The organism is Rhizobium sp. CRRU65, from assembly GCF_048551595.1.
Classification (GTDB): domain Bacteria; phylum Pseudomonadota; class Alphaproteobacteria; order Rhizobiales; family Rhizobiaceae; genus Rhizobium; species Rhizobium leguminosarum_J.
On the sequence record NZ_JBLYZH010000001.1, the window covers coordinates 381,716 to 407,583 of the forward strand.

The window sequence follows — 25,868 nt, forward strand, 5'->3', positions numbered from 1 at the left end:
GTTTGTCTGAACTGTTTCGGGCTTTTTGCTAAGTGGATTTCCGCCTCGATTCTGCAGCCACCATCATTGGTGCCAGCGCGTTAACGTAGGCCTGATCCGGCGTCTGGCTGGCCAGGAATGAATGCGGGCGTCGGCTGTTGCGAAACGTCACGTATCGGCCGAGGCCAGAGCGTGCCTCGATCTTGGTTTTGTTGGCGTGGAGGTAGATCTCCTCCAATTTGATCGATCGCCTGAGCGCAGGCCACGACGCGTTCTTAAATGCATCCATCGTTCGCGGGCATCCCTTTGCCCCATAAAAAACTGTGTGCGGACATCTCTCGGACGAACGTGATTTTTCTTTGGTCAGAGAATGCGGTTAAATTCCGTCGTGTGTCCGGCCAGTTTAAGTGCAATCGCTCTAGATGCTGGCCATCGTTGGTCGTGAGGGGTTTCGGTCAAGAACGCGTGACCGTCTGGGCTCCATCTCTCCTCGCAAGCGCCAATATCGCCGGATGTCTCAACGGATTGAATGACCATTTCCGGACCGCTTGCATGCATGGTGAGCATGCAAATGCTAAACCGAGTCTTCAGCTTCATTCCCATTGTCTCGCTGACATGGACGCCATCCTGATCCTTGAACACTTCCTTCTTGTTGCTCGGACCGGCGTACAATTCCCTCTTTTGAATAACCCAGCGCAACGTTTGCCTGTCGCCGATTTTTATCACAGTGTCAGGTGCGCCGAAGGTAGCTATGGCGTGCGCGCTCGTCATGCCAACAAAACGCGCAGCAACGTCCTTTCCTGTCGACGTTGTCGAACACCCCGCCAATCCAGCCATCATCAATGCGAAGGTTAGGTTCAAGGGATTAGCCACGGCCGTACGTCCGTGCGGAATAGTGGGTGATTACCTTTTCAATCGCCGACGCGATTTGCAAGAGATGGCGCTCCTCCAAGCGATCGGTCCACCACATGCAGATCGTTTCCTTGCAGGCAAGCTCGGCCTCGGGGCAGAGACTGCTGTCGTAATCGATCTTGCGCACTCCTTCGAGCGTGAATGGCCAGCCGGAGTCGCCGAAGGTCTTGTGCTCGCGGATGACGGGGTAGCGGTAGAGCGGGATCTGGCCGGGATAGCCGATGAAACCGTCGATACCTTCGGCCGCGAGCGCCTTCATCACCTCGGTGACGGGGGCGGAGAGCTTTGTCGGATCGAGACGGAACGAGTAGAAGAAATAGACGCCGACGGTGCCTTCGAGCGGCAGAACCGGCCGCACATCGATGCCGGCCAGAAGCTCGGTAAGCCGGCCGGCGGAGGAAACACGCGCCCCGACGAACTGTTCGAGCTTCTTCAGCTGTTCCAGGCCGACCGCCGCCTGCAATTCGGTCATGTGATAGTTTGGCGCCAGGAAAAGGTGATTGCGCCCGCCGCGCTCGCGCGGCCAGCCCTTGTCGGAGCAATGGCGAAGGCCGCGGCCAAACTTGCCGTCCTCATTGGTGATGACCATGCCGCCATCGCCCGTCGTCATGTGCTTGGACTGCTGGAAAGAAAAGCAGGCGACATCGCCGAACGTGCCGCAGAGCTTGCCCTTGTAATAGGCGAGATGGGCCTGGGCGCAGTCCTCGATGACGACGAGCTTGTGCTTTTTGGCAATCGCCATGATCGCCTCCATATCGGCCGGGTGACCATAGACATGGGTGACCATGATCGCGCGGGTGCGCGGCGTGATGTTGGCCTCGATCGACGCCGGATCGATATTCTGCGTGACCGGATCCACATCGGCAAAAACGGGGATCGCCAGCTGCGCGATGACAGGGATAGCCGTTCCCACGTCCGTTACCGGCGAAAGGATGATCTCGTCGCCGGGCTCCGGATTGAGATAGATGACGGCAGTGTGCAGCGCCGCCGTGCCGTTGGCGACGGCGACGGCGTGCTTGACGCCATACTTGGCTGCGAAGGCCTGCTCGAACTCCGCTGTCTTCGGCCCCGTCAGGAACGAGAGGCGTCCCGACTTGATGACCTCTGTCAGCGCTTCGATCTCCTCCTGGCCAAAGGTGCGGCCCGAGGTGTCGCGGAAGCTCGGCAGCGTGCCGTCGATCGCGCGCGGTCCGCCATTGATTGCCAGATCCTGCATGTCATCTCTCCGAAAATAAGAATTGAGGCCGCGCGAAGCGGCCGAGGTGGTCAGAGACCGAGAAAATTGGCCATCAGCTGAAGCTGGTGGTCGAGCATGTGGCGGCCTAAATGTAAACGGCATCCGGTCTCGCGGGCAGCCTGCAGCAACGGCGTGATCTCCGGCTCCATAATGACTTCGGCAACCGTCATGCCCTGTTCGAGCAGCGATGCGTCGAGTGGTAGCGGATCCGTAGCATTCATGCCGAGCGTAGTGCCATTGATGACGAGGTCGTGGCCGCGCGGATCGGCGGTGCCGATCGCCACATCGAGTGCCGGATAGGCACCCTTAAGTTTTGCGGCAAGAGTCTCGATCTTTTCCACCGTGCGGTTGGCGAGCGTCAATCTCGTGATGCCTGCTTCTGCGAGGGCGAAAGCGATCGCGTTGGCGGCTCCCCCTGCTCCGACCAGATAGACGCTGCGGCCGCTCACCGCGATATCCTGATCGCCGAGGCCCTCGACGAAACCTATGCCGTCAAGCTGGTCGCCGATCAGGCGGCCATCAGGCTTGCGGCGCAGCACATTGGCAGCGCCGACGGCAAGCGCCTGCGGGCTCACCTCGTCGCAGAGCCGGATGATCGCCTGCTTGTGCGGAACGGTAACGATGGCGCCGTCGAAGCTTTTCAGAACACGCAGGCTCGCAACGAAGCTTTCGAGATCGGCGGGCGCCACATTCAGCGGCACCATCACGGCATCCCTGCCGCGCATCATGGCAATCCGGTTGATGCCGGGAGGGGCTTTCACATGTTCAGTCGGATGCGCGAGAATCCCGAGGACCCGGGTGCGCCCGGTAATTTCAAGGATCTTGGGGTCTTCAATGATTGACATAGTGTTGAGTCCTCACTTGCCCCAGGAGAGCGCCAGCGGATTGACGCCCTGCGCAAGCTCCAACAGCCCCGCGCGTGTCGCCGGATGCAGCGGCTCAAGCGGATGGCGGACATGATCGGACTTGATGACGCCGCCTTCCATCATGACCGTCTTGGCGGCCCTGAGCCCGCATTGCCGGTTCTCGTAATTGATCAGTGGCAAGATATGCTCGTAGGCCTTTGCCGCCTGCTGGCGATCGCCCGCCTTGTGATGCTCGATGACCGGGCGGATCAGATCCGGCAGCATGGCACTCGACATGACGCCGGTGGCGCCGGCATCGAGATCGGCCATCAGCGTGATCGCCTCTTCGCCATCGAACGGGCCTTCGATCGCCTCGCCGCCAAGGTCAATGAGCTTGCGCAACTTGGCTGCGGTGCCTGCAACCTCAATTTTGAAATAGCGGACCAGCGGCAGATCGCGGGCGATGCGCACCATGAAATCGGCCGAAAGCGTGACGCCGCTCAGCGGAGCATCCTGGATCATGATCGGGATGCCGGCAGCCTCGGCGACGCGGGCGAAGTGCTCCCGGATCGAAGTCTCCTCGAGCTTGATGCCCGCGCCGTGATAGGGCGGCATCAGCATGATCAGTCTGGCGCCGTGCTCGGAGGCGTGGCGGGCACGGGCTGCGGCGATCTGCGTGCTGAAGTGGCTGCAGGTGACCATGACGGGAACGCGGCCGGCGACATGGGCAAGGCTCAGCTCGGTCAGTTGGCGGCGCTCCTCGTCCAACAGCAGGAACTGTTCGGAGTAGTTGGCCAGAATACAGATACCGTCGACGGCCTGGTCGATCATGCAGTCGAGCACGCGGCGCTGGCCGTCGAAATCGATATCTCCCGTTTCGGTGAAAGGCGTCGGTGCCACCGGGAAAAGCCCGGAATAGGGTCGATCACTCGCCATCTTGTAAAATGCCCCGCAAAATTTCGTGTAACGCAAGTCTTCACTTGACTTCTGAAGGCGTATCACGAATGATTTTTGCACGCAATGGTCATTTGTAGGAGATGTCGATGCCCGCGCATCAATCCGGTCCCTCAGTCATCCGCCTGCACGAGACGGACAATGTGGTCGTGTCCACGCGCCCGATCGCCGAGGGTGAGAATGTCGGGGAGGTGGTGACGCTGAGCGATGTTCCGAGCGGCCACAAGATCGCCGTGCGGCCGATTGCCGAGGGCGACATGGTGCTGAAATACGGGCAGGTGATCGGCCGGGCGAGCCGCGAAATCGCGGCCGGCGAGCATGTGCACCTGCAGAACCTCGCCATGCTCGACAGCGCCGTCTCGCACGAATTCGCCGTCGAGGGCGGCCCGACGCCGCTGCTCCCCGAAGGCGAGCGGCGGACCTTCAAGGGCTATCTCCGTCCGTCGGGCCTTGTCGGCACGCGCAACTATGTCGGCATCATCACCTCTGTGAACTGTTCGGCAACGGTCGCCAAGGCGGTCGCCGACTACTTCAAGACCAACGGCTTCGGCAATTACGCCAATGTCGATGGCGTGGTGGCGTTGACGCATGGCACGGGCTGCGCGATCCCCACCAATACCGAGGGCTATACCTATCTGCGCCGCACGCTGAACGGCTATGCGCGCAATCCGAATTTCGCGGCGATCCTGATGATCGGGCTCGGCTGCGAGACCAACCAGATCAGCCATCTCGTCAAGGCTTTCGAGCTCGAGGAAGGCCCACTTCTGCGCACCATGACCATCCAGAGGATGGGCGGCACGCGCAAGACGATCGAGGAAGCCGTCTCGATCATCCAGGAACTGCTGCCGGAGATCGATGCCGTCAAGCGCACCGAACAACCGCTCTCCGGACTGAAGGTTGCGCTGCAATGCGGCGGCTCCGACGGCTATTCCGGCATTACCGCCAACCCCGCACTCGGTTATGCGGCCGATCTCGTGGTCAAGAACGGCGGCACGGCGGTGCTGAGCGAGACCCCTGAAATCTATGGAGCGGAACATCTACTAACCCGGCGTGCGGCCACACCCGCCATCGCCGAGAAGCTGATGGCGCGTATCGACTGGTGGCGGGACTATACCGCCAAGAACGGCGCCGAGCTCAACAACAATCCCTCGCATGGCAACAAGGAAGGTGGCCTCACTACCATCCTTGAGAAATCCCTGGGGGCGGTCGCCAAGGGCGGGTCCATGCCGCTAATGGAAGTCTATGAATATGCCGAGCCGATCGACGCTTCCGGCTTCGTCTTCATGGATACGCCCGGCTATGATCCTGTCGCGGTGACTGGCCAGGTCGCCGGCGGCTGCAATCTGATCGTCTTTACGACCGGCCGCGGCTCCGTCTCCGGCTTCAAGCCCGCCCCCTGCATCAAGGTTGCCACCAACAGCGAGATGTACGAGCACATGAGCGAGGACATGGACATCAATTGCGGCGGCATCATCGACGGCAGTGACAGCATCCAGGCGGCGGGCGAGCGCATTTTCGAGCACATCATCGCCATCGCATCCGGCGCGCGCACACTCAGCGAAGGCTACAATTATGGTGACTTCGAATTCGTGCCTTGGCAAATAGGCGCGGTGACCTGAGACCGGAAAAGGATTTTATGGCGCACCGTACCCTCGCCTACGAAGCCATCGCCAATGCGCTGCGCAAAGCCGTGACGTCGAAGACCATTCCGGAGGGCACCGTGCTTCTGGAAGGGCCGATCGCGACCCTCTTCGATTCCAGCCGCTCGCCGGTCAAGCAGGCGCTGGCGACGCTTGAGACCGAGGGGCTGGTGCGGCGCTTCGACGGGCGCGGCGTGCTGGCCGGACGAGAAGGCGAGCCGCTCCGCCTGAAGATCTCGCCCGACATGCTGGACCTTGAGGAGGAGGCAAGCGCCAGCCCGAAGACGTTTGCCTGGCAGAGCTTCTATTACGACTTCGAAAATACGGTGATCTTGCGCGCCGTCTTCGGCAGCTTCCGCATCAACGAACTGGCGCTGGCGCGTCATTATAATGTCGGGCGCACTGTCGCCGGCGATATTCTCAACCACGCAGCAAAGAACGGCATCGTCGTGCGCGACGACAAATCGCGCTGGTGGATCAACCCGCTCGACGAGGACCGTTTCCGCGATCTCTACGAGGTGCGCCTGTTGCTGGAGCCGGCGGCGCTGAAAACCGCCATGCAGAATATCCCTGCAACGACACTTGCCGCCATGCGGCAGCGGCTCACCACCGTGTCGGGTAAGTTTCCCGATATAGCCAGTGCCGAACTCGATGCGCTGGAAGAAGACCTGCACGTCGCGACGCTGAAATTCAGCGCCAATGGAGAGATACTGGAAGCACTGAAACGCACGCGCTGCGTGCTCGTCGCCGGCAAGCATATCCAGCGCGCCGTGCGCGGCACGCTGCCGATCGACGCCTTCATGGACGAACATCTCGACATCATGGACGCGATCGCCGCGCACGACTATCCGCTCGCACGGAAGGCGCTGACCGACCATCTCGAAGCCTCCGGCAACAAGGCGAGCGAACGCCTGCAGGCCTATCTCGCCATCTCAAATGTCACTCCGATATCCTATGTGCTCGATTGACCGAAGAGAGCTAATTGCTTCTCCCCTTGGCCTGCTGCTCGGAGATGATCTGCTCCTTGATCACTTCCCGCAGTGTCTGGGCGAGGTTCGGCGTTGCGCTGGAGCAGCAGACCATCATGGAACTACTCGGCGGCTGCAGAGACATATATCCGTGCTTCATGGTGCTATCGAGATAAACGCTGTCGCCCTCTTCCAGATCGGTCGGCTCATAATACTCGCTGAAGAGCCTGATCTTGCCGCTGAGGACGAGAATGAACTCCTCGCCGACATGCGAGGTCAGCGGTCCCATCTGCTCCGGCGTCAGCGCCCGCACCTCGATATGAATCGGGATGATGCGCTTGTGGGCGACGTCGGAAGAGAGGTAACTGTAGCGGTAGTACTGCCGTTCGAGCTGCTGGCCGACGAGATTGCGGTTGATGCTGCGGCGCGCCACGACGAGCGGCGGCGTCGGCTCGTTGGGCGACGAGTTCAATAGGTCGCCGATTTCGACGCCGAGCCCATGCGAGAGCTTGAGGATCGTATCGAAGTTCGGCGAGATGTGACCATTCTCAACCTTCGAGAGGGTGGAGGTCGCAATTCCTGTCATCGAGCTGACTTCCGCAAGCGTCCATCCGTGATAGGAGCGCCGGTCCTTCAGCAGCTTTCCGAGGTTTTTTACCTTTTCATTCATATCGTGCCGTGTTTTCCAATCTGGTCGGTGCATTTTGTCGAAGTCATGATTTCCGCTCGATGCTCTCGCGCAGAGACATGGCAGCCAGGGCCGCGAACAAAAGCGTCACACAAAGCACTACTGAAACAAGTGCATTTATTTCCGGGGTGAAGCCCGTTCGCATCATTGCCCACAATCGCATCGGGAGCGTTGTTTCACCTCCGACGAGAAAAAACGTTACCAATGTTTCGTCGAATGAGAGGGCAAATGCAAGTAGCGAACTGGTAAGCAAGGCCGAGCGCAGTTGGGGGAACACGACATGTACAAAGGTTTCCCAGCTGTTTGCCCCGAGATCGAGTGAGGCTTCGATCTGCGAATTTTCAAGCGCGTCGAGCCTGATCGTGACCATCCGGTAGATGACCGCCAGAATCAGAACAACGTGACCTGCCGTTACCGTGATCAGGCTCCGCTCGATGCCGACCTGGCGAAAGGCGATCAGCAGCGAGATGCCGGTGATGATCGCGGGCAGCACGAAGGGCAGGAAGATCACGAACTCGACGTAGGAGCGGCCCGCACGCGCGCCCGTCTTCATGTAATAGGCAAGGCCGACGGAAATTGTGCTCGCGATCACCACAGCGCAAACACCGACGATTAGGGAATTCGAGAGCGCGTCGATGAGCTGGCTGTTGCTGGCAAACTTGCCGTACCATTGCAGCGAAAGATCCGACCAGTCGAGCTTCCGGTCCTTCACGCCGACGAAAGAGAGGAGGATCACGATGGCAGCCGGCGCGTAAAGAACGGCGAAAGTGATGGTGCCGATGATCCAGAGGAGGGTGACCGTGATGCGTTCTGGCAAGCTCATCTGACCCTCGCTGTGCGTGAGATAAGGGAAGCAAGCGCAATCAGCGCCACGACGGCGAGCAGCAACATGACGGCAAGTGCGGCACCGAACGGCCAGTTGAAGGCCATGCCGAACTGGCTCCAGACGGCCCGACCGAAGGTGAAGCCTTCGCTGCCGCCCACCATTTGAGGTGTCAGATAATCGCCGAGCGCAATCACCATGACGAAGAGCGCTGCCGCGATCGAGCCGGGAAGGCTGAGCGGCAGGACGACCGTCATGAAGATCTGGCCGGGCTTGGCGCCGAGATCGGCCGCCGCTGATATCAGCGATTGCGGAATACGCTCCAGCGCCAGAAAGATCGGCAGGATCCCGAAGGGGAGGTAGATCACCGCCATCGTCAGCATCACGGCTGTCTGGTTGAAGATGAAGAGCCTGCTCGGCACTTCGATGATGCCGAGCGACAACAGCATCGTATTCAGAAAGCCGTTGAAGCCGAGGATGCTTCGCATGGCATAGATCTTCACGACATAGTTCATGACCAGCGGCAAAGCACTTAGCAGAAGCAGCAGATAACGCGCCGAACCTTCCAGCCTCCAGATGAGGTAGGAAAGGATATACCCGAAGAAGAGGGATATCAGCGCCACCGTGAAGGCTAGCTTCAATGTGCCGAAGAAGACGTAAAGATAGCTGCTGCTTGTGAAGAAAGCGGCGTAATTGGCGAATGTCAGGCCGCCGGTAGGCTTGCCGTTGTCCTGCCCGAGAAAGCTTGAGGCGAGGAACGAGACGAGCGGCAGCAGGATCATCACCGTCGGCAAGCCATAGACGAGAAGCCTGGCGACGAGCTTTCCGAGACCACGCCTGGGCCTTGCGGCGGCTTCAGCGATCCCAATGCCGGTGGGCGTCGTGGCGATACTCATGGCGTCACCCTTTCGGAAGGAAGCTGACATCGGTTTCCGACCAGCGGAGCATGACGTCACTGCCCGCCACGAGGTTCTGCGTCGATAGCGCGGTCGGAATCCTGATTTTCACCCGATGTTCGTCAGACGCCCCGACGGAGAGCGAAAGCTGCGTGGTCGCGCCGAGGAAGGTTACGGAATCCAGCCGCGCCTTGGCGACTCGTTCGCCGGCGCTCAGGTCGCTGCCATCGTGGAGGCGAAAACTTTCTGGGCGGATCGCGAACAGCAACGCTCCCTGATGGTCGGCCGGAGCCCAATGCTTGCCGAGCGGACTTTCGATAACGGCCAGAGGAGGAGAGCCACTGGCGCTAGCGGGCAAAATGTTGTTCTCGCCGAAGAACTTGGCGACGAATTCGCTCTTCGGCTTGTAATAGATCTCCTGCGGCGTACCAACCTGCACGAGATTACCGTGATCCATAACCGCAATGCGGTCAGACATGGAAATCGCCTCTTCCTGGTCATGGGTGATGAAGACGAAGGTCGTGCGGATGCGCCTCTGCAGGTCCTTGAGAAACTCCTGCATCGAACGGCGAAGCTCGGCATCGAGTGCCGCAAGCGGTTCATCGAGCAGGATCACCTGCGGTTCGCAGACGATGGCACGCGCGAGCGCCACACGCTGGCGCTGGCCGCCCGACAGCTCGGCCGGATAGCGACCTGCCTTGTCGGCGAGATTGACGGTCTCCAGCACCGCCTCGACGCGCCGCTTGATCTCGGCTTGCGGCGTTTTGCGGATGCGCAGGCCGTAGCCAACATTGCGCGCCACTGTCATATGCGGAAACAGCGCATAATCCTGGAAGACCGTGTTGAACGGCCGCTTGTAGATCGGCACGTGGACGATATCCGTGCCGCGTAGTAAGATCCTGCCGGACGAGGGGGGTGTGAAACCACCGATCATCCGCAGGATGGTCGTTTTGCCAGAGCCTGAGGGCCCGAGAATGGTGAGGAACTCACCATCCCGGATATCGAGATCGACTGGCTTGAGCACTTCAACAGTCTTATAGGACTTCGTAACGCCGACGAGCTGTATGACATTTGGTGTCCCGACCATCAGACCCGCGGTAACTGAATTTTGCGCTGTCATACTTACTGTACCGGGGTCGCCTTGATCGTGTTCCAGAGCTCAATGCGCTTTGCGAAGTCTTCCGGTGCTTGCAGGAAGACCAGCTTGTCGGCATAGGTGAGACCCGCATCGATATTGACGGCCTGGTTGGTAGTGTTGCCATAGCCGGTCTTGGTGCTGATATAGGTGCCGACGGCAGGGTCAAGCATCGCATCGATCCAGGCATGCGCAAGATCGACGTCGCGAGCCTTGGAGCTGATCGCCCAGCAGTCGATCCAGCCGATGGCGCCTTCCTTGGGAATAACGAGGCCGACATTGACGCCCTGCTTCTTCAGCATCGGCGCCTGGGGCTCGCCCATCGACATCATCAGGTCGATGCCGCCCTGAGCGAAGATGCTGACACCATCGTCGAAGCCGGCGTAGTAGCTGGCGATGTTGGCCTTCTGCTTGAGCAGCTTCTGCTTGACCTGCTCGAACTGTTCGTCGGTAAGGTTGAAGGGATCGCGAATGCCGAGCGTCAGCGCTGCGGTCACGATCGCATTATTGGCGTCGTCCATCACGATGATGCGGCCCTTGTATTTCTCGTCCCACAGCACTTCCCAGCTGGTTGGCGGGGTCTGGAATGTATCGGCATTGTAGATCAGCGGGATAGAGCCCCAAGCGAATGGTGTCGCGTAGGTCTTGCCCTCGATAACGATGGCAGAAACGTTCTTGAAGGCGCCGGCAAGGTTCTTGGAGTTGGGCAGCTTTGCCTCATCGAGCGGCTGGATGAGCTTTTCCTGCGTCAGGCGCTTATAAGAGGAGGTCTCAATCGCGATTACATCGAAATCCGCCCCTCCAGACGCCGTCATTTTCGCGAAGATTTCATCAACGCTGCCGGTGTAGCTAACGCTGACGCTGGCGCCGGTCTTTTTCTCAAAAGCCTTGACCCATTGATCGTCGGCATAACCTTCCCAGGTCAGCATGCGCAACTCCTTGCCGGCGGCAAAGGCGGGACGGACAATCGCCGGGGCTGCGAGCGCGCCGACTGCGAGAGAGGCGGTGGTCGTCAGAAATTCACGTCTTTTCATGTGCGTTCCCCTTAGAACGAAGTTGTTTTGATTGAATAATCGACCGGTGTCTGATGCCATCCGGCTTTATGCTGTTCCCAGTAGGACAACTTGAGCCGGAGACTGACCACGCCCGGTCTGCCGTTGCCCATGATATGGTCGCCGATCCTCGATACGGGCATGACGCCGCCCGCCGTCGTCGTGCAAAACATTTCGTCCGCCGATGCCAGATCATCGCTGGTCAAAGGTGCGATGCGGGCTGGAATGGCGAGCATTTCGCAGAGTTCCAGCACGGAGCGGCGGGTGATACCTTCGAGCACTCCGCGGTCCGGCGTCAGCACCTTGCCGTCTTTGACGAGGAAAACGTTGAAGCCCGGCCCCTCGGTCACGAACCCCTCGGCATCGAGGAGCAACGCCGTGTCCGCGCCGGCGTCATGGGCTTCGAAGAGACCGCGGGTCAGATCGCCCCAATGGTAGTTCTTGATGGTCGGATCGATCGATGCGGGCGCGATGCGCGGCACGGAAGCAATATGCAGATGGGCTCCCCTTTCCTGCACATCGAGCGGGATCACGTCGATCCACGGGATCGCGTAGACGATCAGCTTGTTGTCGCAATCCTGCGGGCGACGGGATCCGAAAATCCGCGGCTTGCCGCGTGTGCAGATCATAGCGACATAGGAGTTGCGCAGGCCGGACAACGCGACGCACTGCATGGCAATCTCGCCGATTTCGGCCATAGAATAAGGCGGCGAAAGTCGCAGTCCCTGCAGCGAACGCTCGAACCGGTCGAGATGGTCCTGCAGACGAAAGAACGCGCCGTCGCGGACATGGACGACGTCATAGGTCACGTCGGAACGGGTAAAGCCCCAGTCGAGAACCGAAATCGCAGCTTCACCCGCCGGGACGAATTTCCCGTCAGAAAATGCAGCACCTTTTGAGAAGTCGGCAGTCATGGCTGAGGTCTTCTATGCTCGAAACCGATGTTCAGAAGCTGACAAAATTTTCGTACATGTGCAAGTTAATTTTCTCAGAAGAAATTTATTGACAGAAAGGAAAGACAATGAAAATTAGAAGCAGCTTGGATTTCCAACGCTTTTCGGGATGGAATTTTCATGAAAGAAAAATTTGAGAAACGCCGCCTTGGCACCACGAAGCTGGAGGCGACCACGCTCGGTCTCGGCACGACGGCAATCGGAGGCCTCTATTCAGTGACTAGCGAAAAGGCCGCTGAGGAGACGATGGAAACGGCCTGGCAACTCGGCGTTCGCTTTTTCGACAGCGCGCCGCAATATGGAAACGGCATGGCCGAACAGCGCCTGGGCGCGTTTCTCAAAACCAAGTCACGCAACGACTATGTGCTCTGCACGAAGGTCGGCCGCCTGCTCCGCCTGCCCGAGAAACCGGAGGGTGAAGACGCCTATTACAAGGGCACGCCGCCCGAGCGCCCGGTGTTCGATTTCAGCTATGACGGCGTGATGACCTCTGTCGAAGAGAGCCTGAAGCGCCTCGGCGCCGAGCGCATTGACGTGCTTCATATTCACGATCCGGATAATCATTACGCCCAGGCTATCGAGGGCGCCTACAAGGCACTCGACAGATTGCGCAGCGAAGGCACGATCGGCGCGGTTGGTGCCGGCATGAACCAGAGCGAAATGCTCGCCGAATTCGCGCGAAACGGCAATTTCGACTGCTTCCTGCTTGCCGGCCGCTACACTCTGCTGGAACAGGGAGCACTTGCCGATTTCCTGCCGCTTTGTCTCGAGAAGAACATCTCTGTCGTTATCGGCGGCGTCTATAACAGCGGATTGCTGGCCGATCCGAAAGCGGGCGCGAAGTTCAACTATCAGGATGCGGACCAATCACTGATCGACAGAGCGCTGAGGCTGGAGGCGGTCTGCTTGAGCCACGGCGTGCCGCTGAAGGCGGCGGCGATCCAGTTTCCGCTCGCCCATCCTGCCGTTTCAACAATCCTGACCGGCGCGCGCAGCCCCGCCGAGATGGAGGAGAATGCAGCCCATTTCCGTCAGCCGGTACCGGCTGCACTCTGGCAGGACCTGAAGGCTGAGGGCCTTATCGCTGCCGAAGCGCCGACAGCGTGAGCCGATGATGCCGAATCGAGTGATAGATGCTCACCAGCATTTCTGGGATCTCGCGACTGGGACCTATCCATGGATGGCAGGCGATGAGATGAAGCCGTTGCGGCGGGACTTCGGACCCGCCGAGCTGATGTCGCTGATGGCTGCGTCGGGCGTCGATGCGACCATTCTCGTGCAATGCCGCCACGATCTTGAAGAGACGCGCGATTTCCTGGCGATAGCGGACAAGTACAGCTTTGTCGCAGGTGTCGTTGGCTGGTTGGATCTGCAGGCCGAGGATGTCGCTGAGCAGCTAACCGCGCTCCGGTTGCGTCCGGGCGGAAGGCGTCTTGTCGGCATCCGCCACAATGTCCATGACGAACCAGATGCCGACTGGCTTCGCCGCCCGGCCGTTCATCGGGGCATCGCCGCCGTCTTCGAGGCAGGGCTCACTTTCGATCTTCTGGTACGCGCGCGCGAGCTGCCCGCAGCCATAGATGTCGTCGGTCATTTTCCGAACGGACGCTTCGTTCTCGACCACATGGCCAAGCCGCCGATCGCGTCGGGCTTCTCGACCTTCTGGCATGCCGCCTTCAACGAGTTGTCTGAACACGGCAACGTCTGGTGCAAGGTCTCCGGCCTCGTGACTGAGGCCGACTGGCATCACGCGGCGCCCGCGGACTTCGATCCCTATATGCAGATCGCGCTCGACTGCTTCGGCCCCGACCGGCTGATCTTCGGCTCCGACTGGCCGGTTTCCACGCTGGCCGCCTCCTATGCCGAGGTCAAGGCCATTGCCTCCCGGCTGACATCGACGGGGCCTGGCGTCGCCGATCGCTTCTTCGAGCGCAATGCAATCGACGCTTATCAACTTTCAACGGACGGAACGAAATGACCATCGATTTCAGAAACGGTACATGGCTGAACGCTCCTGCAAGCGCCGAGGCCCTTGACACTAGCCTGACCATGACAACCGACCAGAAGACTGATTTCTGGCGCGAGACCTACTACGGTTTCACTCGCGACAGCGGCCATTTCCTGGGCTTCCCTTCGGCGGACGGTTTCACGGCAAAGATCCGCATCCAGGGCGAGTTCCGGACGCTTTACGACCAGGCTGGCCTGATGGTCCGGATCGACGAAAAGCGCTGGGTCAAGACCGGCGTCGAATTCACCGATGGCGAGCTCTTCCTTAGCACGGTCATTACCGACGGCAAGTCGGACTGGTCGGTGTCGCAGCCCTTCAAAGAGCTTGAGGACTTTTACATTCGTATCACGCTTGCCAAGGGCGCGATGCGCGTCCAGGCGTCGCGCGATGGCAGCTTCTGGCCGCTGCTTCGCCTCGCTCCCTTCCCCATCGCGGATGCCTACCAAGTCGGCCCAACCGCCTGCACGCCAGAGCGTAGCGGCCTAAACATCCGCTTTTCGGAATTTGAGATCGGCCCGGCCATCACCAAAGACCTTCACGACCTGACCTGAGGATTGACCATGCTCATTGGTATCGACCCCATCCTGAATGCAGATATACTCCACGCGCTTCGCGCGATGGGTCACGGCGACGAGATAGTGATTGCTGACGGAAGCTTTCCCGCCCAGACCCTTGCCAAGCGCCTAATTTGCATGGAGGCCGCCGACCTTCCTCGCATGCTCAAAGCCGTGCTTTCTGTCATGCCGGTCGACGAATCCGAACCTGACCCAGTTGTCGGAATGGAGGTGATCGGCGAGCCCGATGCTATCGTCCCGGCCCATGAGGCAATCCAGAATGCGCTCGACACGCTTCCGGACGCGGCCATCAAGCTTACACGCGTTGAGCGCTTTGCCTTCTATCAGCGGGCGAAGGAAGCCTTCGCCATTATTGCCACCGGTGAGACGCTGTTTTACGGCAACGTAATCATCCGAAAAGGGACTGTGAATCTGGCAGGTAACTGAGGTCATTGATGATCAGCAGCACTAAGCTTTTCCAGCAGGTAATTTATTGATGATCAAAAAACTCACAGGCCTCCAACCAGGAGTATTAAGCATAACTCGGATTGTAATGGGATTTATAGCCTTCTCCTTCGGGACCGCAAAAATATTTCATTTTCATGCTGGCGAGTTCATGCCTGCTTTCGGTTCACCGGAATGGGTTGCGGGCCTAATCGAACTTACCGTTGGGCTTTGCTTCCTGATCGGGGTCTTCACCCGACTATCCGCCTTCATTCTTTCCGGCCTCATGGCGGCCGCATACTTCACCGCGCACCTTCCTGTCAGTTTTTCCCCACGGAAAACGGCGGTTACACCGCCGCCAGTTGGAGTTTTGTTTTTCTTTACTTTGCTACTTCGGGCGGCGGCCCAGCAAGTCTCGACGCTATGCTGTCTAAACTCGCAAACGGCTAACTGAGCCAAGCCAGTTGGGCGTCAGCCGGACACCTGTGCGCAAAGCATTGATCCGTCTTGCCAGGACTTATCGACATCTTGCCGCAACGTGGGAGTTTTGTGGCGCCAATCAGTATCGGCGATATCGAGGAAGCCCCGTTCGTCCGGGAGCGATTGGAGGTTGCGATAGTCAAGCGCTCGGGAGAAGATCCGGTTCCTTGTTCTCGATCCCACGGACGATCCCACAGTGTTGGGCCAGAAGGGTCTTCAGATGAGCTTGATCGGGAAGGCTGAGATAACGACCCGAAATCTATGCTCCTGCGTTTGCTGTTTCGGTTTCTCAATGATTATGTCAGTTGACAACTCAACTAGCTTAAGCTTTATTGGTGATGAGTTGCGAACACAACTCGTGCGACCTGAGGAATGCTCGCATAGACATGGATTTGGGAGGATCACATGCAAATCTTCACGCGTGCAGCCTTGGCGGCTGCTATTGCCGCGGTTTGTTCCAGCGTTAGTTCGGTCGACACAGTCGGGGTTGGCGCCATTGCGTAATTCTCAGGCCACGTCGCCATGTACGGCAACCAGTACGGGGAAGCCGTCGAGACCTATCTCGCAAGGCATGGAAAGCAGGCTGGCGAGCACAAGACCGAGTCACCTACAAGGACGTCGGCGGCCCCATTCTTGGCCTTGAGAACCAGCAACTGCTGATCCGGGAAGAGACCGACCATCTGGGTTAGGCCAAGTACGCCAAATACGCGACATTTGTCCGTCACTCGCGGTGGAGGAAAATATCCCCTCAGTCCTACACGGAATCACGTCGCTCGTTGAAGCCTTTCCGAAACTGAAAAATCGCCGAAAGATTGGGGCACGCAGCTTTCAAGGAGCGAGCAGCAGATGCTGGCATTGCGCGGACGCTGATGATGGCACCGGAAGTCGTGCTTCTCGACGAGTCACTCGAGGCGCTTGGGATCATCCGCGATCGATCGATGCAAGTTTCCAAGCGCTGGCGGCGGATGGAAGACGAACAGTGGTGTCGAGCAACACGCCGCGGCGGCGTTGTGATCGCAAGCCTCGCCATCGTCATCACAGCGACGGGGAGTCGACGCGCTCAAAAGACGATTGAAACTACTGGGACGCCACATCGGCGTCGCTTACGCCTGACCTGCGGAGGAGGTAAACTCATGAACATGATTGAAGGCCATATGACATTCGAGCCATCCTCTGGCATCCCGGTATGGGACGTGGATCCATACGCTGAAGATGTGCTCCTCGATCCCGCAGCCTACTTTGCGGAGTTGCGTGCGCGGGGACCGCTCGTTTACATCTCGAAGTGGTCGGTCCTCGCAACGGGGCGTTACGAGGAGACGCGCGAGATCTTCTCCGATCACACACGTTTTGTCTCGTCCCGCGGCGTCGGTCTTAACGACTTCAAGTGCGGCAAGCCCTGGCGACCACCATCGATCATATTGGAAGTCGATCCGCCGGATCATACGAAGACCCGCAAAGTCATGGCGCGTGCGTTGTCGCCAAAGGCAATCGCCGGATTGAAGGATGAGTTTCGTCAGAATGCCGAGATGATCATCGACGGTTTGATCGAGCGCGATAGCTTCGAAGCCGTCGCCGATTTGGCCGAAGCCTTCCCCGTCGCGGTATTCCCGAAAGCTGTCGGCATGCTGGACAGTGATCGGCGTAAGCTCGTCGATTACGGGGCCATGGTATTCAACGCGCTGGGTCCCGATAACAAGTTCAGGCGCAACGCGATGGCAATGGCTCCGGACATCGTGCCGTGGATTACGGCCGCCTGCGCTCGCGACCGCCTGACCAATGATGGACTGGGCGCATTGATCTACAGCGCAGCGGACGATGGCGAGGTGACGGAAGACGAAGCAGCCATGCTTGTTCGCTCATTCCTCTCCGCCGGCGTGGATACGACCGTCACGGGGATCGGCAACGCCTTGTGGTGTCTGGCATCCAATCTTGACGAATACGAAAAGCTGAAAGCAGATCACTCTCTGGCGCGTGCATGCTTCGAAGAGGTTCTTCGCTTTACGTCGCCCGTCCATACGTTTGCTCGCACGGCCAATCAGGATACCGAGGTCGCGGGTCACTTTGTTGGCGAGGGAACCAAGATCCTGTGTGTCTTAGCGTCCGCAAATCTGGACCCACAGAAATGGGGCGATCCGGAAGTCTTCCGGATCGATCGAAAGCCCGTAGGTCACATGGCTTTCGGAGCAGGCATTCATGGCTGCGTTGGCCAGAACTTGGCGCGTCTTGAACTGGAAACTGTTCTCACTGTTCTCGTCGAGAAGGTCGCACGCGTGGAGTTCGCCGGCGAGGCCGTATGGCGCCCCAACAATGCCATCCACGCGCTCGACCGCATGCCGCTTCGTTTCATTGCTAGATAGGGCTGCCATGACTAAGATTTTGTTTATCTCCTACGACGGCAGGGAAACTGCCGTGGACGCCGCCGACGGAGACAATGTCATGCGGGCGGCACTTGCCAATGACGTGGTTGGCATCGTCGCCGAATGCGGCGGATCAATGATGTGCGCCACCTGCCATTGCTATGTTGATGAAGCATGGTTGGAGGCAGTCGGCGATCGTGCCGATGGTGAAGAGGATATGTTGGAGAGCGCTGCCTGCGAAGTGAAGCAGACAAGCCGCCTTTCCTGTCAGATCCGCCTACGGCCGGAGCTTGATGGTCTCGTCATTCACCTGCCGGAGAGCCAGACATGAGCCATGGGGTCGTCATCATCGGAACCGGCCAGGGCGGCTTCCAATTGGCTTCCAGCTTGCGGCAGGAAGGATATAGATTGCCGATCACCATGATCGGCGATGAGGAAGCCCTCCCCTACCAGCGACCACCTCTTTCCAAGTCATATCTGAAGGACGGGCGTGCCGAGCTCGTACAACTACGACCGGCGAGCTTCTTTGAGCGAAGCGAGATCGAGCTGATAGCGCCAGAGCGGGTGATCGGCATCAACAGATCGTCCCAAACAGTTGAGACTTCGACAGGCAGGACTGTGCCTTATCAAGATTTGATCCTTGCCACCGGTGCGCGCAACTTTGTACCTCCCATACCGGCGTTGGACGCCGGTAATGTCTACAGTCTCAAAACGACAGGGGACGCGGACCGGCTCCGCGATGCTCTCACCGTACCACGGAAGGTGATCGTCATCGGCGGGGGCTTCATCGGCCTCGAATTTGCTGCGGTCGCTGTCGCTGCCGGTCATCACGTCACAGTGGTTGAAGCGGCATCAAGGCTTATGGCGCGAGCGGTTTCGGAAGCAATGTCTGAGACATTTCGCAGATATCATGAGCAAATCGGCACCGAACTCATCTTGGGTGCCTCCGTGGTCGAAGTCGAAACAGGTCACAATGGTCTGGCACGCGGCGTCCGGCTTTCCGACAGTCGCAGTATCAAAGGCGACATGATCCTGCTTGCCGCAGGCGTCCGTCCCAACACTGAGCTCGCCGAAACTGCAGGTCTTCAGGTTAACAACGGGATCGTGGTCGACAGAGCGCTGATGACGGCGGACGCATCAATTTCGGCTTTGGGCGATTGTGCAGCCTTTCCCTGCCCCACTTCAGGGACCCTCATAAGGCTTGAATCGGTACAGGCAGCAACCGATCACGCCCGTACCATTGCCATGCGGATTACCGGCAAGAGCATGGCGTACAACGCCTTGCCTTGGTTCTGGAGCGACCAAGGAAGCCTGAAGCTCCAGATTGCAGGTCTCGGTCAGTCGGCGGACGATGACGTCTCGGTGGAACGGCCAGGTGGGCGACAGCTTGTTTTTCGGTTCAAGATGGGCAAATTAGTGTGCCTTGAGACAATCAATGCCGCGGGCGAACATATGGCCGCAAGACAGCTTCTTCGACATCCGAATGGTGTGTCGCTGGACGCGCTCGCAGCTCGGGACTTCGACATTGTCGGCCTAGCAAAGGCGCTGAAAGAAACTGCCTGATGGATCGAAATGAGATGCGCGAGAAGCTTCAAGGTGCCGAACCCGATGCGATTTGCCCTGAGGCCCGGATCTCCCACCCGACAACGCTACGAGACGGGGTCGAGATTCTCGACATCACCAACTACATCCCGTTCTTTCTCTCGAGCATCAACAATGCGCTCTCGCGTGGTGCGTCGGCTATATATCGCGAACGATTTGGCATTGGCATTACGGAGTGGCGGACGATCGCGATGCTTGCCATAGAACCCGAAATCACGGCCGCAAGGATCTGTGAGGTCGTGAATCTGGACAAAGCTGCAGCCAGTCGTGCTTTGGCGACGCTCGATGAAATGGGCTTGCTCGGTTCGGTCACGTCGGAAAAGGACCCTCGTAAGCGGATCTGGTGGCTTAACGACAAAGGCTACGAACTCCACGCAACGGTCATCCGCATTGCCCTGGCGCGTGAAGACGCGCTGATAAAAGGCGTTGACCCGCAAGACCTCGAAGCAGCTATTCGCGCAATGCGGATCATGATGAGGAACGTGAGAACGATTTAGAAGCGAGTGAGACACCTGCTTTTGGTCTTAAGCAGATGAACGTAAAACAAGATCTCGATGCGAGATCGCCGGCACCCAGCCCAGTGATGCACACCAGCCGGCGGATATTCTGCTGCTCCATAACGCCGACCAGTGCGCGCGTCGCCGTGGAGAGCAGGGTCACCTCCCGGAACGGGCTCATGGCCGTGCCCAGCGAACTGACGACGGCATCACAGCCCGCGATGGCGCGGGTCAGCGCGGCGGGATCGCGAGCATCGCCTTCAACGAGCTCGGCGCCGGCGAGGTCAACGGCTTTTGCCTGGGAGCGAACGAGGGCGACGACCTCGTATCCCTTCGCATCGAGTGCCGAAGCAACCAACGGCGTTGAACTGAACGAGCTGGGATCCGAAGGCAAGAGCCTCGCGAGGCGGGTTGGGCTGTGGGATTTGACCGAGACCCGCTGGGCAAAACCGGGCGCCGAGCCCGAGACATCGAGAGGGCTTGTCGCCGAACGCCTCATGATGGGTTCGCTGCTTCAGGAAATCATCCGGCCAGCGGACGATATCTCGCGACGGGGCGTGAAAAGAACCGATCTCCTTACTTTCGACCGCGTTGAGGCCCGATGGCAATATGTCTCGTTCGATACACGTGATCCGGTCGGCCTGATGCCGGCCTGGAGCAGGAATGCTGGTGACGGCAAAACGATCGACCTGGATTTCTTCCCGATCGCCGCATGGAGCGACGGTGGAAGTGCCGGGACCCTCATGCGAATGCGTCAGGTGACACGGTTCGATGGCCCGGATTCTGATAGCAAGGATCAATATTTCACCCTGGCCGACGGGAAAGGCATCGAGTGGTTGGGGCATCGATATAGTTATAGTCGGCGTGGTTGAATCAAATCAGGCTGGCGTCGTAGTGAGGGCGGTTTGAAAGGACTCGACCGGCGACACCCTATTCAAATCTGAGATTGTTCACCTACAACAAGCTTAAAAGGGCAGGTAGCGCGCCACGCTCACCGTTCAAACCGCTCTAGCATTTTTCTCAACTGCGCGTTTTGCAACGTTAGCTTTCTGGCCAGCTGATCCCTGAGCACCCTGATCTCGTCATCGAGGCTCATCTCGTTTGCAGTGTGGATAACCTGGGGATCGTTCGCAGTTGCCACCGCTTCCTTGCTGCGGCTCCTTTGCTCGCGCGGTCCGACCTCGGCAGTTCGCTTGATCCTAGCGGCATCATGTGCAGCGGTGACGTCAATACCAGTACCACCGGATATAGCGAGATCAGCGGCCTCCACGATTTTGGCGACTTCGCCGTCGACCTTGTCGTGGACGTCGTTTTCAGCTTCTTCGGAATGCACAGGCTTGAGAGAAATTGCACCGGGTTGACCGTGACGAGGTTGGTCCTCGCCTGCCGGCCGACCATCGCTATTCAGGCTGTCCTCGGCAGGCGTTTCAGTCGAACCAGAACTCGGCGACGCCTCCCGCGAAACATTTTCGGTCGAGCCGTTTTCTCGCTTTTGTTCGAGTCTCGGTGAGACCAGTCGGGCAAGAAATTTCCAGGGAGACGCCATCTATCCGACCTCGCGTTTTATCCCGCAAGCGGGCAGTGAGCTTTAGTTCCGGCAACAGCATTCACTGTTGCCAAATTGTATCTCTTGATAAGCATGGAAATGCGGCCGGCGGTTGATCGGCTGCCTATATCAATCGAGCTTGAGCCGCTTGCGCAGATCGGCATTTTCAGCGCGAAGCTTTTCAGCCAGAAGCTTGCGCAGTCGCTGATTTTCCTCTTCCAACTGCAAAAGGTCTGCCATCTCGTCGATCGCCGTCATCGGTGCGGCCGGCGCCGGCTCCACGGCCTTTGGAGCACGGCGCACAGGTGCGCGTTTGGCACTCGCAGCAGCTTCGACCACCTTTGTCCTGCGCCCTCTCCTCTTCACACCACCGGCGCCGGCCAGAGCAGCTGCTGGCTCTGCCGTAGTATCAGCTGACGCGGTTTCGAGTGCCGCGGCTTTCTTGGCCCGGGGTTTGCGCTGTTTCTTCGGCGCAATTGGTGTTTCGACAACGGTCGGCACATCAGCCCTGGTTGCAGTATCGGTCTCGTCGGCCATGCCTATCTCCTGTGTATCCGATGCAGTTGTCGGTGGCCCGAGAGGCGGTGTCAACAACGACTCGGCCTTATCTGGTTTTGGTAAAGAAATTTCGCTGTAGGATTTGCCACTCTGAGAGCTATCCGACAGAAAAGGTATTGCCTCTGCGTCTAGGTCGCGAGCGACGGACTTTAGGTCCACGTTGCCCCAGATCGAGTTCGACCTGGTATCGAGTTTTCGTCTGCCGGTTTTGTATTCGACGGCAAAACTGCGTTGCACTTTTTTCAATATAAATGGCCTTGGAAAATCCACGGGATGACTTGGTGATGGGATGGTACGTCCGGAATAACGATTCCCGGACTGCCCGTCTATAGCCATGCTCCTATCAGATCCACCGCATCGTTTCCGGGCAGAATATATGGCTAGTCAAATGTGGGCTGAGCCGCGTGAGGCCACATTAGCGAAGTCGAACCGTACTGAATCAAAAGTCGCACGTGGGCGCACGGACTTATCGGCGAGCTTCCTTGTTGCGCATCGTCGAAGTCTTAAAAGATTTTCCGCAACCCCGACGTCGGTCTATGTAGCACATCCAGAGCTCCGGCGTTGCCGGCGCGCGCGGGCGAAGGCCCGCTCGATCGGCGCCACCGTCGTCACGCATGAACTGCCGAACCCTCATCGAAGAAGCAATGCGCCTGTCGACCTTATCTTTCTTTGCTCGCCTGTCGGGCCAGGTCCCTTCGATCCATTATGCGATCTTTTTAGCCAAGAACATCAACATCCTAGCAACAAGCCGGGCGCTGGCCTCGAAAGCGCCGTGCTAGAACCGTTGACCCCGCTATATCAGTGTTGTCGTGTGGGATAACACCGATTTATGGAACTAGGTTGTTCCCCCGACAATGCGGTATGCATGGCGGTTTGCCTGGTAGGAAGTGCGGGCGATCACGATTCTTTTTCAATCAACAGAAACAAAACGAAGCCGACGGTGACGCCGCTGTGAAGTGACGCGGAACGTCGGCATCTGCCCGACCTGTGGTGGCGCATCGTTCCTGAAGGCGGCCGACAGGGTGGTCCAGGTGTTGGAGCACGTGCCGGGGTCGGTTAAGATTGTCCGCCATGTCGAAAAGCGCATGATCTGCAGGGATGGCGATACGACGGTAGCTGGCGAGATGCCGATCCTGCCGATCGAGCGCGGCAAACCCGGGCCGGGACTGCCCGCCCATATCATGATCGCTAAATTCGACGATCACATTCCCCTCTATCGCTTATCCGAGATGTACGAGCGGTTAGGGATAGACATCTCGCGATCCGTAATGGCTGACTGGGTCGGTCGCGCATCCAGTCTGCTAGCTCCTCTCGTCTCGGCTACTAGGGCCCATAGTGCCTCCCTCCATTCTAACGAAAATAATGCACCATCAAATGCCGGGACTAAACACCCAGAGCTTTTTCGATCCGCCAACCGGAATCGCCAACTCGGAAATCCGCGCAAACCTTTCAGCGGGCTGGATAATGCGTCACTAATTAGACGCTGCCTGAGTTCTTTGCCAACAGCAGAAAAAACAAAACGTTAAGGTGGCGCGATAGGCCAAAATATATCAAAAAAAATATCAATGTTATGTGTTGATATATCGCGGAGCGCCGTCTAGATCTGGTCAACAAGCGGCACGGGGGTCTACCCCGGTCAGCGACGGGAGGCTTAGGTGAACCGACGTGACAACATGCACCCAGACAAAATCAGATCCGACAGGCCAGAGATGAAGATCGCCCTCCTAGATGGAGAACGTGACAGCTTCCTCTTGCCCCATTCCGTTGAACTCAGCGGCGAGAGAGTGCGATAGCGGCCAGCTGCGGCCGCGGCTGTTATAAAGGTCCCGAATCTCGCCTGGGTTAAAACGCGTGCCGATATGGTGAGGCCAATTAATTCGGCCTTGAATCGGAACGCCGCCCGATATCAATGAATAAGCTCCTGTAGGGTCCCCGAAGGACATCGACAGAGGAAAACCATCAAATGCGGTGTTGCAAGAACGCGCCCCCACAGCGTGGGGCTGACACAAACTTTTCTACTGAACCAGAACCTGCAAAGGCCGATATTGCCTACGATGCTATTCGACGAATTCTCCACAATAACGGCCGTGTGCCGGGGCAACATCTCAGGGAACAGGATCTGGCGTCTAATCTTGATCTTGGTCGAACACCAATTCGCGAAGCACTTCAGCGACTAGCAGCTGAAGGGAAGATCCAATACATCCCTCAGAAGGGCTTTTTCACCAGGCCGATGTTGGAGGGTACTCTGTTAGATTTTTATGTTGTTGGAAGTGAGACGCTAATCTCGGCGTTGAATCGAAAGCGGCCGCAGATCCCAGAGAGCTGGGCCGTGGCAGATAAATTGTCCCCCGACGAACTCGCCCTAACGGCAGAAGCGATATTTACTAGAATCGCCGAAGAAGCATCGAATTGCGAGGCATGTAAAATCGTTCAACGATTCTGTTTTTGCACTCACCCTCTACGAATGGAAATAACTGCGTCGGAACTTAGGCCCGCATTTGTCGAAAGCCTCGAGAAATTAATTGCCGCAATGTCTGAACTAGGCGCCGCGACAAACTTGGTGGAGTCCGCGTTGATGAACCACCTTGACCTAGAACGCGATGCCGTCCCAAGGGTCGTACAAGAGGTGAACGAACGTGGGTTAACAGGGCTTCCTGGGCACGCGAAAAGCTTGTGATATCGCCGTAATCTGAAGCACTCGGCTCGAGCATTTAAAGCCTATGTCGGAATAAATGCCCGCATCATTGCGTTACTAATAGGATCGACACTATTGGGCTAGTCGGATTCTTCCGGTTCCCCGAACTCCGCGATAGATAATAAAATGATTGGCACGCGCTGGATGTTTAGACCTGGCATTAGATAGAGCGAATCTGGTGAAGCGCTCGGGTTATGAAGCCCATGCTTTGCAAATGAACTCGTAGTGTGTGGAGGCCTTGAGAGGCTTGAGTCTGCGGCGAACAGGTACCCCATTGACATGGTAGTTAATGGCAGGAACAGCGCGGCGAACTTCAACATGTGGCCCGGTGATCCAATGGTTAACATGCCTCCCGCAGCAGGTCGACGCTATCGACGAGGACGACCTTGCCTCTGACTTCGACCCCCGACGGGGCGAGCGCCGCAAACGCGCGGGAAAGGGCTTCCGGCGCCAGTCCCAGTTTGCCGGCCAGGATTCGCTTTCGGTAAGGAAGGCGGAACGTAACCCGCGAGGTGGCCGCCGAGGCGGGGCAGCGGCTCATAAGGTAGTTTGCCACCCGTTGCGCGGCTGTGAGCAAGCGGTCTCCGGCAATACAATCCATCGCGCCCAGCAGGTGCCTGCCCATGATGCGCATGACGTTCCTGTGTACGACCGGATGTTGGTCGGCGAACGCCTGCAACTCCGCAAGCGCAAACAGCGCGACCTCGGCCCCGTCGGCGGACCGCGCGCTATAAGCGTAGGAGCCGCCCCCCGCGAGTAGATATTCACCAAAGGTGTCGCCCGGCTCGCACACGCAGATATCCGCCTCGCGCCCGGCGGATTCCGATTTTGAAAGTCGGACAAACCCGTTCATGACGCAGTAGACGAACGATGCCTGCTGGCCCACGGCTACGATCTTCTCGTCAGCGGCGAAGGCTCGAAACTCAGCCGTTGCGGTGAATTGCTCCACAGTCGCCTGATCCAAACCAGCAAACAGGTCAGACTGCAGAAGCATAGAATTTTTCGCAAGCATCCATCTTCCTTTCGTGTTTGGACCCACTGTGCG

Annotated in this window: 27 protein-coding genes and 2 pseudogenes; 14 read left to right on the plus strand and 15 right to left on the minus strand. The window is 58.4% G+C overall.

The window, feature by feature from the left end; genetic code table 11:
* Positions 1–28 precede the first annotated feature (28 nt).
* The 5 genes and pseudogenes from ACM5SV_RS01775 to ACM5SV_RS01795 form a co-directional block, all read right to left on the minus strand.
* A pseudogene (locus ACM5SV_RS01775) lies at positions 29–235 on the minus strand (hypothetical protein); the annotation flags it as partial.
* A 107-nt stretch (positions 236–342) separates the two neighbouring features.
* Positions 343–852 (minus strand): hypothetical protein, encoded by a 510-nt coding sequence (locus tag ACM5SV_RS01780; protein ID WP_419424964.1) that lies wholly within the window; start codon positions 850–852, stop codon positions 343–345.
* Complete coding sequence (locus tag ACM5SV_RS01785) at positions 845–2,107, minus strand: DegT/DnrJ/EryC1/StrS family aminotransferase (protein WP_419424965.1); 1,263 nt, start codon at positions 2,105–2,107, stop codon at positions 845–847. The genes ACM5SV_RS01780 and ACM5SV_RS01785 overlap by 8 nt, the downstream gene beginning before the upstream one ends.
* 50 nt (positions 2,108–2,157) lie before the next feature.
* Positions 2,158–2,973, minus strand: coding sequence for a shikimate dehydrogenase family protein (locus ACM5SV_RS01790; RefSeq protein WP_419424966.1), 816 nt, complete (start codon positions 2,971–2,973; stop codon positions 2,158–2,160).
* A gap of 12 nt (positions 2,974–2,985) precedes the next feature.
* On the minus strand, positions 2,986–3,909 hold the full coding sequence (locus ACM5SV_RS01795; RefSeq protein WP_130663768.1) for a dihydrodipicolinate synthase family protein: 924 nt from the start codon (positions 3,907–3,909) through the stop codon (positions 2,986–2,988).
* 107 nt (positions 3,910–4,016) lie between these two features.
* Between ACM5SV_RS01795 and ACM5SV_RS01800 the strand changes: the two genes are divergently transcribed.
* Positions 4,017–5,546: a UxaA family hydrolase gene (locus ACM5SV_RS01800; protein ID WP_419424967.1), complete on the plus strand. Its 1,530-nt coding sequence runs from the start codon at positions 4,017–4,019 to the stop codon at positions 5,544–5,546.
* A 17-nt stretch (positions 5,547–5,563) separates the two neighbouring features.
* The gene (locus ACM5SV_RS01805; RefSeq protein WP_130663770.1) at positions 5,564–6,535 is read left to right on the plus strand and encodes a GntR family transcriptional regulator; all 972 of its coding nucleotides are present in this window, start codon (positions 5,564–5,566) and stop codon (positions 6,533–6,535) included.
* A 10-nt stretch (positions 6,536–6,545) separates the two neighbouring features.
* Here ACM5SV_RS01805 and ACM5SV_RS01810 read toward each other — a convergent pair whose 3' ends face one another.
* The 6 genes from ACM5SV_RS01810 to ACM5SV_RS01835 are packed head-to-tail and all read right to left on the minus strand — an operon-like array spanning position 6,546 to position 12,043.
* The gene (locus ACM5SV_RS01810; RefSeq protein ID WP_164021754.1) at positions 6,546–7,205 is read right to left on the minus strand and encodes a helix-turn-helix domain-containing protein; all 660 of its coding nucleotides are present in this window, start codon (positions 7,203–7,205) and stop codon (positions 6,546–6,548) included.
* A gap of 43 nt (positions 7,206–7,248) precedes the next feature.
* A complete protein-coding gene (locus ACM5SV_RS01815; protein ID WP_130663772.1) occupies positions 7,249–8,046 on the minus strand; it encodes an ABC transporter permease in 798 nt (265 codons plus the stop codon).
* Positions 8,043–8,942 carry an ABC transporter permease gene (locus ACM5SV_RS01820; RefSeq protein WP_419424968.1) on the minus strand — a complete coding sequence of 300 codons (900 nt, stop codon included), beginning with the start codon at positions 8,940–8,942 and terminating at the stop codon, positions 8,043–8,045. Before ACM5SV_RS01820 ends, ACM5SV_RS01815 begins: the two co-directional genes overlap by 4 nt.
* A 4-nt stretch (positions 8,943–8,946) precedes the next feature.
* Positions 8,947–10,029, minus strand: coding sequence for an ABC transporter ATP-binding protein (locus ACM5SV_RS01825; RefSeq protein WP_165504832.1), 1,083 nt, complete (start codon positions 10,027–10,029; stop codon positions 8,947–8,949).
* Positions 10,030–10,064: 35 nt separating this feature from the next.
* A complete protein-coding gene (locus tag ACM5SV_RS01830; RefSeq protein ID WP_164021750.1) occupies positions 10,065–11,111 on the minus strand; it encodes an ABC transporter substrate-binding protein in 1,047 nt (348 codons plus the stop codon).
* Positions 11,112–11,122: 11 nt separating this feature from the next.
* The gene (locus ACM5SV_RS01835) at positions 11,123–12,043 is read right to left on the minus strand and encodes an aminotransferase class IV (protein WP_130663776.1); all 921 of its coding nucleotides are present in this window, start codon (positions 12,041–12,043) and stop codon (positions 11,123–11,125) included.
* Positions 12,044–12,202: 159 nt separating this feature from the next.
* Between ACM5SV_RS01835 and ACM5SV_RS01840 the strand changes: the two genes are divergently transcribed.
* From ACM5SV_RS01840 to ACM5SV_RS01880, 9 genes are all read left to right on the plus strand, one after another.
* Complete coding sequence (locus tag ACM5SV_RS01840) at positions 12,203–13,189, plus strand: aldo/keto reductase (protein ID WP_419424969.1); 987 nt, start codon at positions 12,203–12,205, stop codon at positions 13,187–13,189.
* A gap of 7 nt (positions 13,190–13,196) precedes the next feature.
* Positions 13,197–14,060, plus strand: coding sequence for an amidohydrolase family protein (locus ACM5SV_RS01845; protein WP_130663811.1), 864 nt, complete (start codon positions 13,197–13,199; stop codon positions 14,058–14,060).
* Positions 14,057–14,641 (plus strand): DUF1349 domain-containing protein, encoded by a 585-nt coding sequence (locus ACM5SV_RS01850; protein WP_131588395.1) that lies wholly within the window; start codon positions 14,057–14,059, stop codon positions 14,639–14,641. Before ACM5SV_RS01845 ends, ACM5SV_RS01850 begins: the two co-directional genes overlap by 4 nt.
* 9 nt (positions 14,642–14,650) lie before the next feature.
* Positions 14,651–15,091 (plus strand): RbsD/FucU family protein, encoded by a 441-nt coding sequence (locus ACM5SV_RS01855; RefSeq protein WP_419424970.1) that lies wholly within the window; start codon positions 14,651–14,653, stop codon positions 15,089–15,091.
* A gap of 49 nt (positions 15,092–15,140) precedes the next feature.
* Positions 15,141–15,542 (plus strand): DoxX family protein, encoded by a 402-nt coding sequence (locus ACM5SV_RS01860; RefSeq protein ID WP_419424971.1) that lies wholly within the window; start codon positions 15,141–15,143, stop codon positions 15,540–15,542.
* Between the two features lie 898 nt (positions 15,543–16,440).
* Positions 16,441–17,925, plus strand: coding sequence for a cytochrome P450 (locus ACM5SV_RS01865; protein ID WP_419424972.1), 1,485 nt, complete (start codon positions 16,441–16,443; stop codon positions 17,923–17,925).
* 7 nt (positions 17,926–17,932) lie between these two features.
* Positions 17,933–18,256, plus strand: a complete 324-nt coding sequence (locus ACM5SV_RS01870; protein ID WP_130663779.1) for a 2Fe-2S iron-sulfur cluster-binding protein — start codon at positions 17,933–17,935, stop codon at positions 18,254–18,256.
* The gene (locus ACM5SV_RS01875) at positions 18,253–19,488 is read left to right on the plus strand and encodes an NAD(P)/FAD-dependent oxidoreductase (RefSeq protein ID WP_419424973.1); all 1,236 of its coding nucleotides are present in this window, start codon (positions 18,253–18,255) and stop codon (positions 19,486–19,488) included. The genes ACM5SV_RS01870 and ACM5SV_RS01875 overlap by 4 nt, the downstream gene beginning before the upstream one ends.
* Positions 19,488–20,024: a MarR family winged helix-turn-helix transcriptional regulator gene (locus tag ACM5SV_RS01880; RefSeq protein WP_245510411.1), complete on the plus strand. Its 537-nt coding sequence runs from the start codon at positions 19,488–19,490 to the stop codon at positions 20,022–20,024. The genes ACM5SV_RS01875 and ACM5SV_RS01880 overlap by 1 nt, the downstream gene beginning before the upstream one ends.
* On the opposite strand, the gene ACM5SV_RS01885 is transcribed toward ACM5SV_RS01880, so the two are convergent.
* On the minus strand, positions 19,996–20,418 hold the full coding sequence (locus ACM5SV_RS01885) for an NAD(P)-dependent oxidoreductase (protein WP_419424974.1): 423 nt from the start codon (positions 20,416–20,418) through the stop codon (positions 19,996–19,998). The genes ACM5SV_RS01880 and ACM5SV_RS01885 overlap by 29 nt on opposite strands.
* Before the next feature lie 31 nt (positions 20,419–20,449).
* Here ACM5SV_RS01885 and ACM5SV_RS01890 point away from each other — a divergent pair, with 31 nt between their 5' ends.
* Positions 20,450–20,896: a hypothetical protein gene (locus ACM5SV_RS01890; protein WP_419424975.1), complete on the plus strand. Its 447-nt coding sequence runs from the start codon at positions 20,450–20,452 to the stop codon at positions 20,894–20,896.
* Positions 20,897–21,015: 119 nt separating this feature from the next.
* Here ACM5SV_RS01890 and ACM5SV_RS01895 read toward each other — a convergent pair whose 3' ends face one another.
* Positions 21,016–21,570 (minus strand): hypothetical protein, encoded by a 555-nt coding sequence (locus tag ACM5SV_RS01895; RefSeq protein ID WP_419424976.1) that lies wholly within the window; start codon positions 21,568–21,570, stop codon positions 21,016–21,018.
* Positions 21,571–21,699: 129 nt separating this feature from the next.
* Entirely contained in the window at positions 21,700–22,374 is a 675-nt protein-coding gene (locus ACM5SV_RS01900; RefSeq protein WP_419425046.1) for a transcriptional regulator, read from the minus strand.
* Positions 22,375–23,105: 731 nt separating this feature from the next.
* Here ACM5SV_RS01900 and ACM5SV_RS01905 point away from each other — a divergent pair.
* Both ACM5SV_RS01905 and ACM5SV_RS01910 read left to right on the plus strand, forming a co-directional pair.
* Positions 23,106–23,474: pseudogene (locus ACM5SV_RS01905) on the plus strand (IS66 family transposase); the annotation flags it as partial.
* A gap of 617 nt (positions 23,475–24,091) precedes the next feature.
* On the plus strand, positions 24,092–24,805 hold the full coding sequence (locus ACM5SV_RS01910; protein WP_003549684.1) for a GntR family transcriptional regulator: 714 nt from the start codon (positions 24,092–24,094) through the stop codon (positions 24,803–24,805).
* Between the two features lie 358 nt (positions 24,806–25,163).
* Here ACM5SV_RS01910 and ACM5SV_RS01915 read toward each other — a convergent pair whose 3' ends face one another.
* Positions 25,164–25,835 carry a Crp/Fnr family transcriptional regulator gene (locus ACM5SV_RS01915; protein WP_131586615.1) on the minus strand — a complete coding sequence of 224 codons (672 nt, stop codon included), beginning with the start codon at positions 25,833–25,835 and terminating at the stop codon, positions 25,164–25,166.
* Positions 25,836–25,868: the final 33 nt, after the last annotated feature.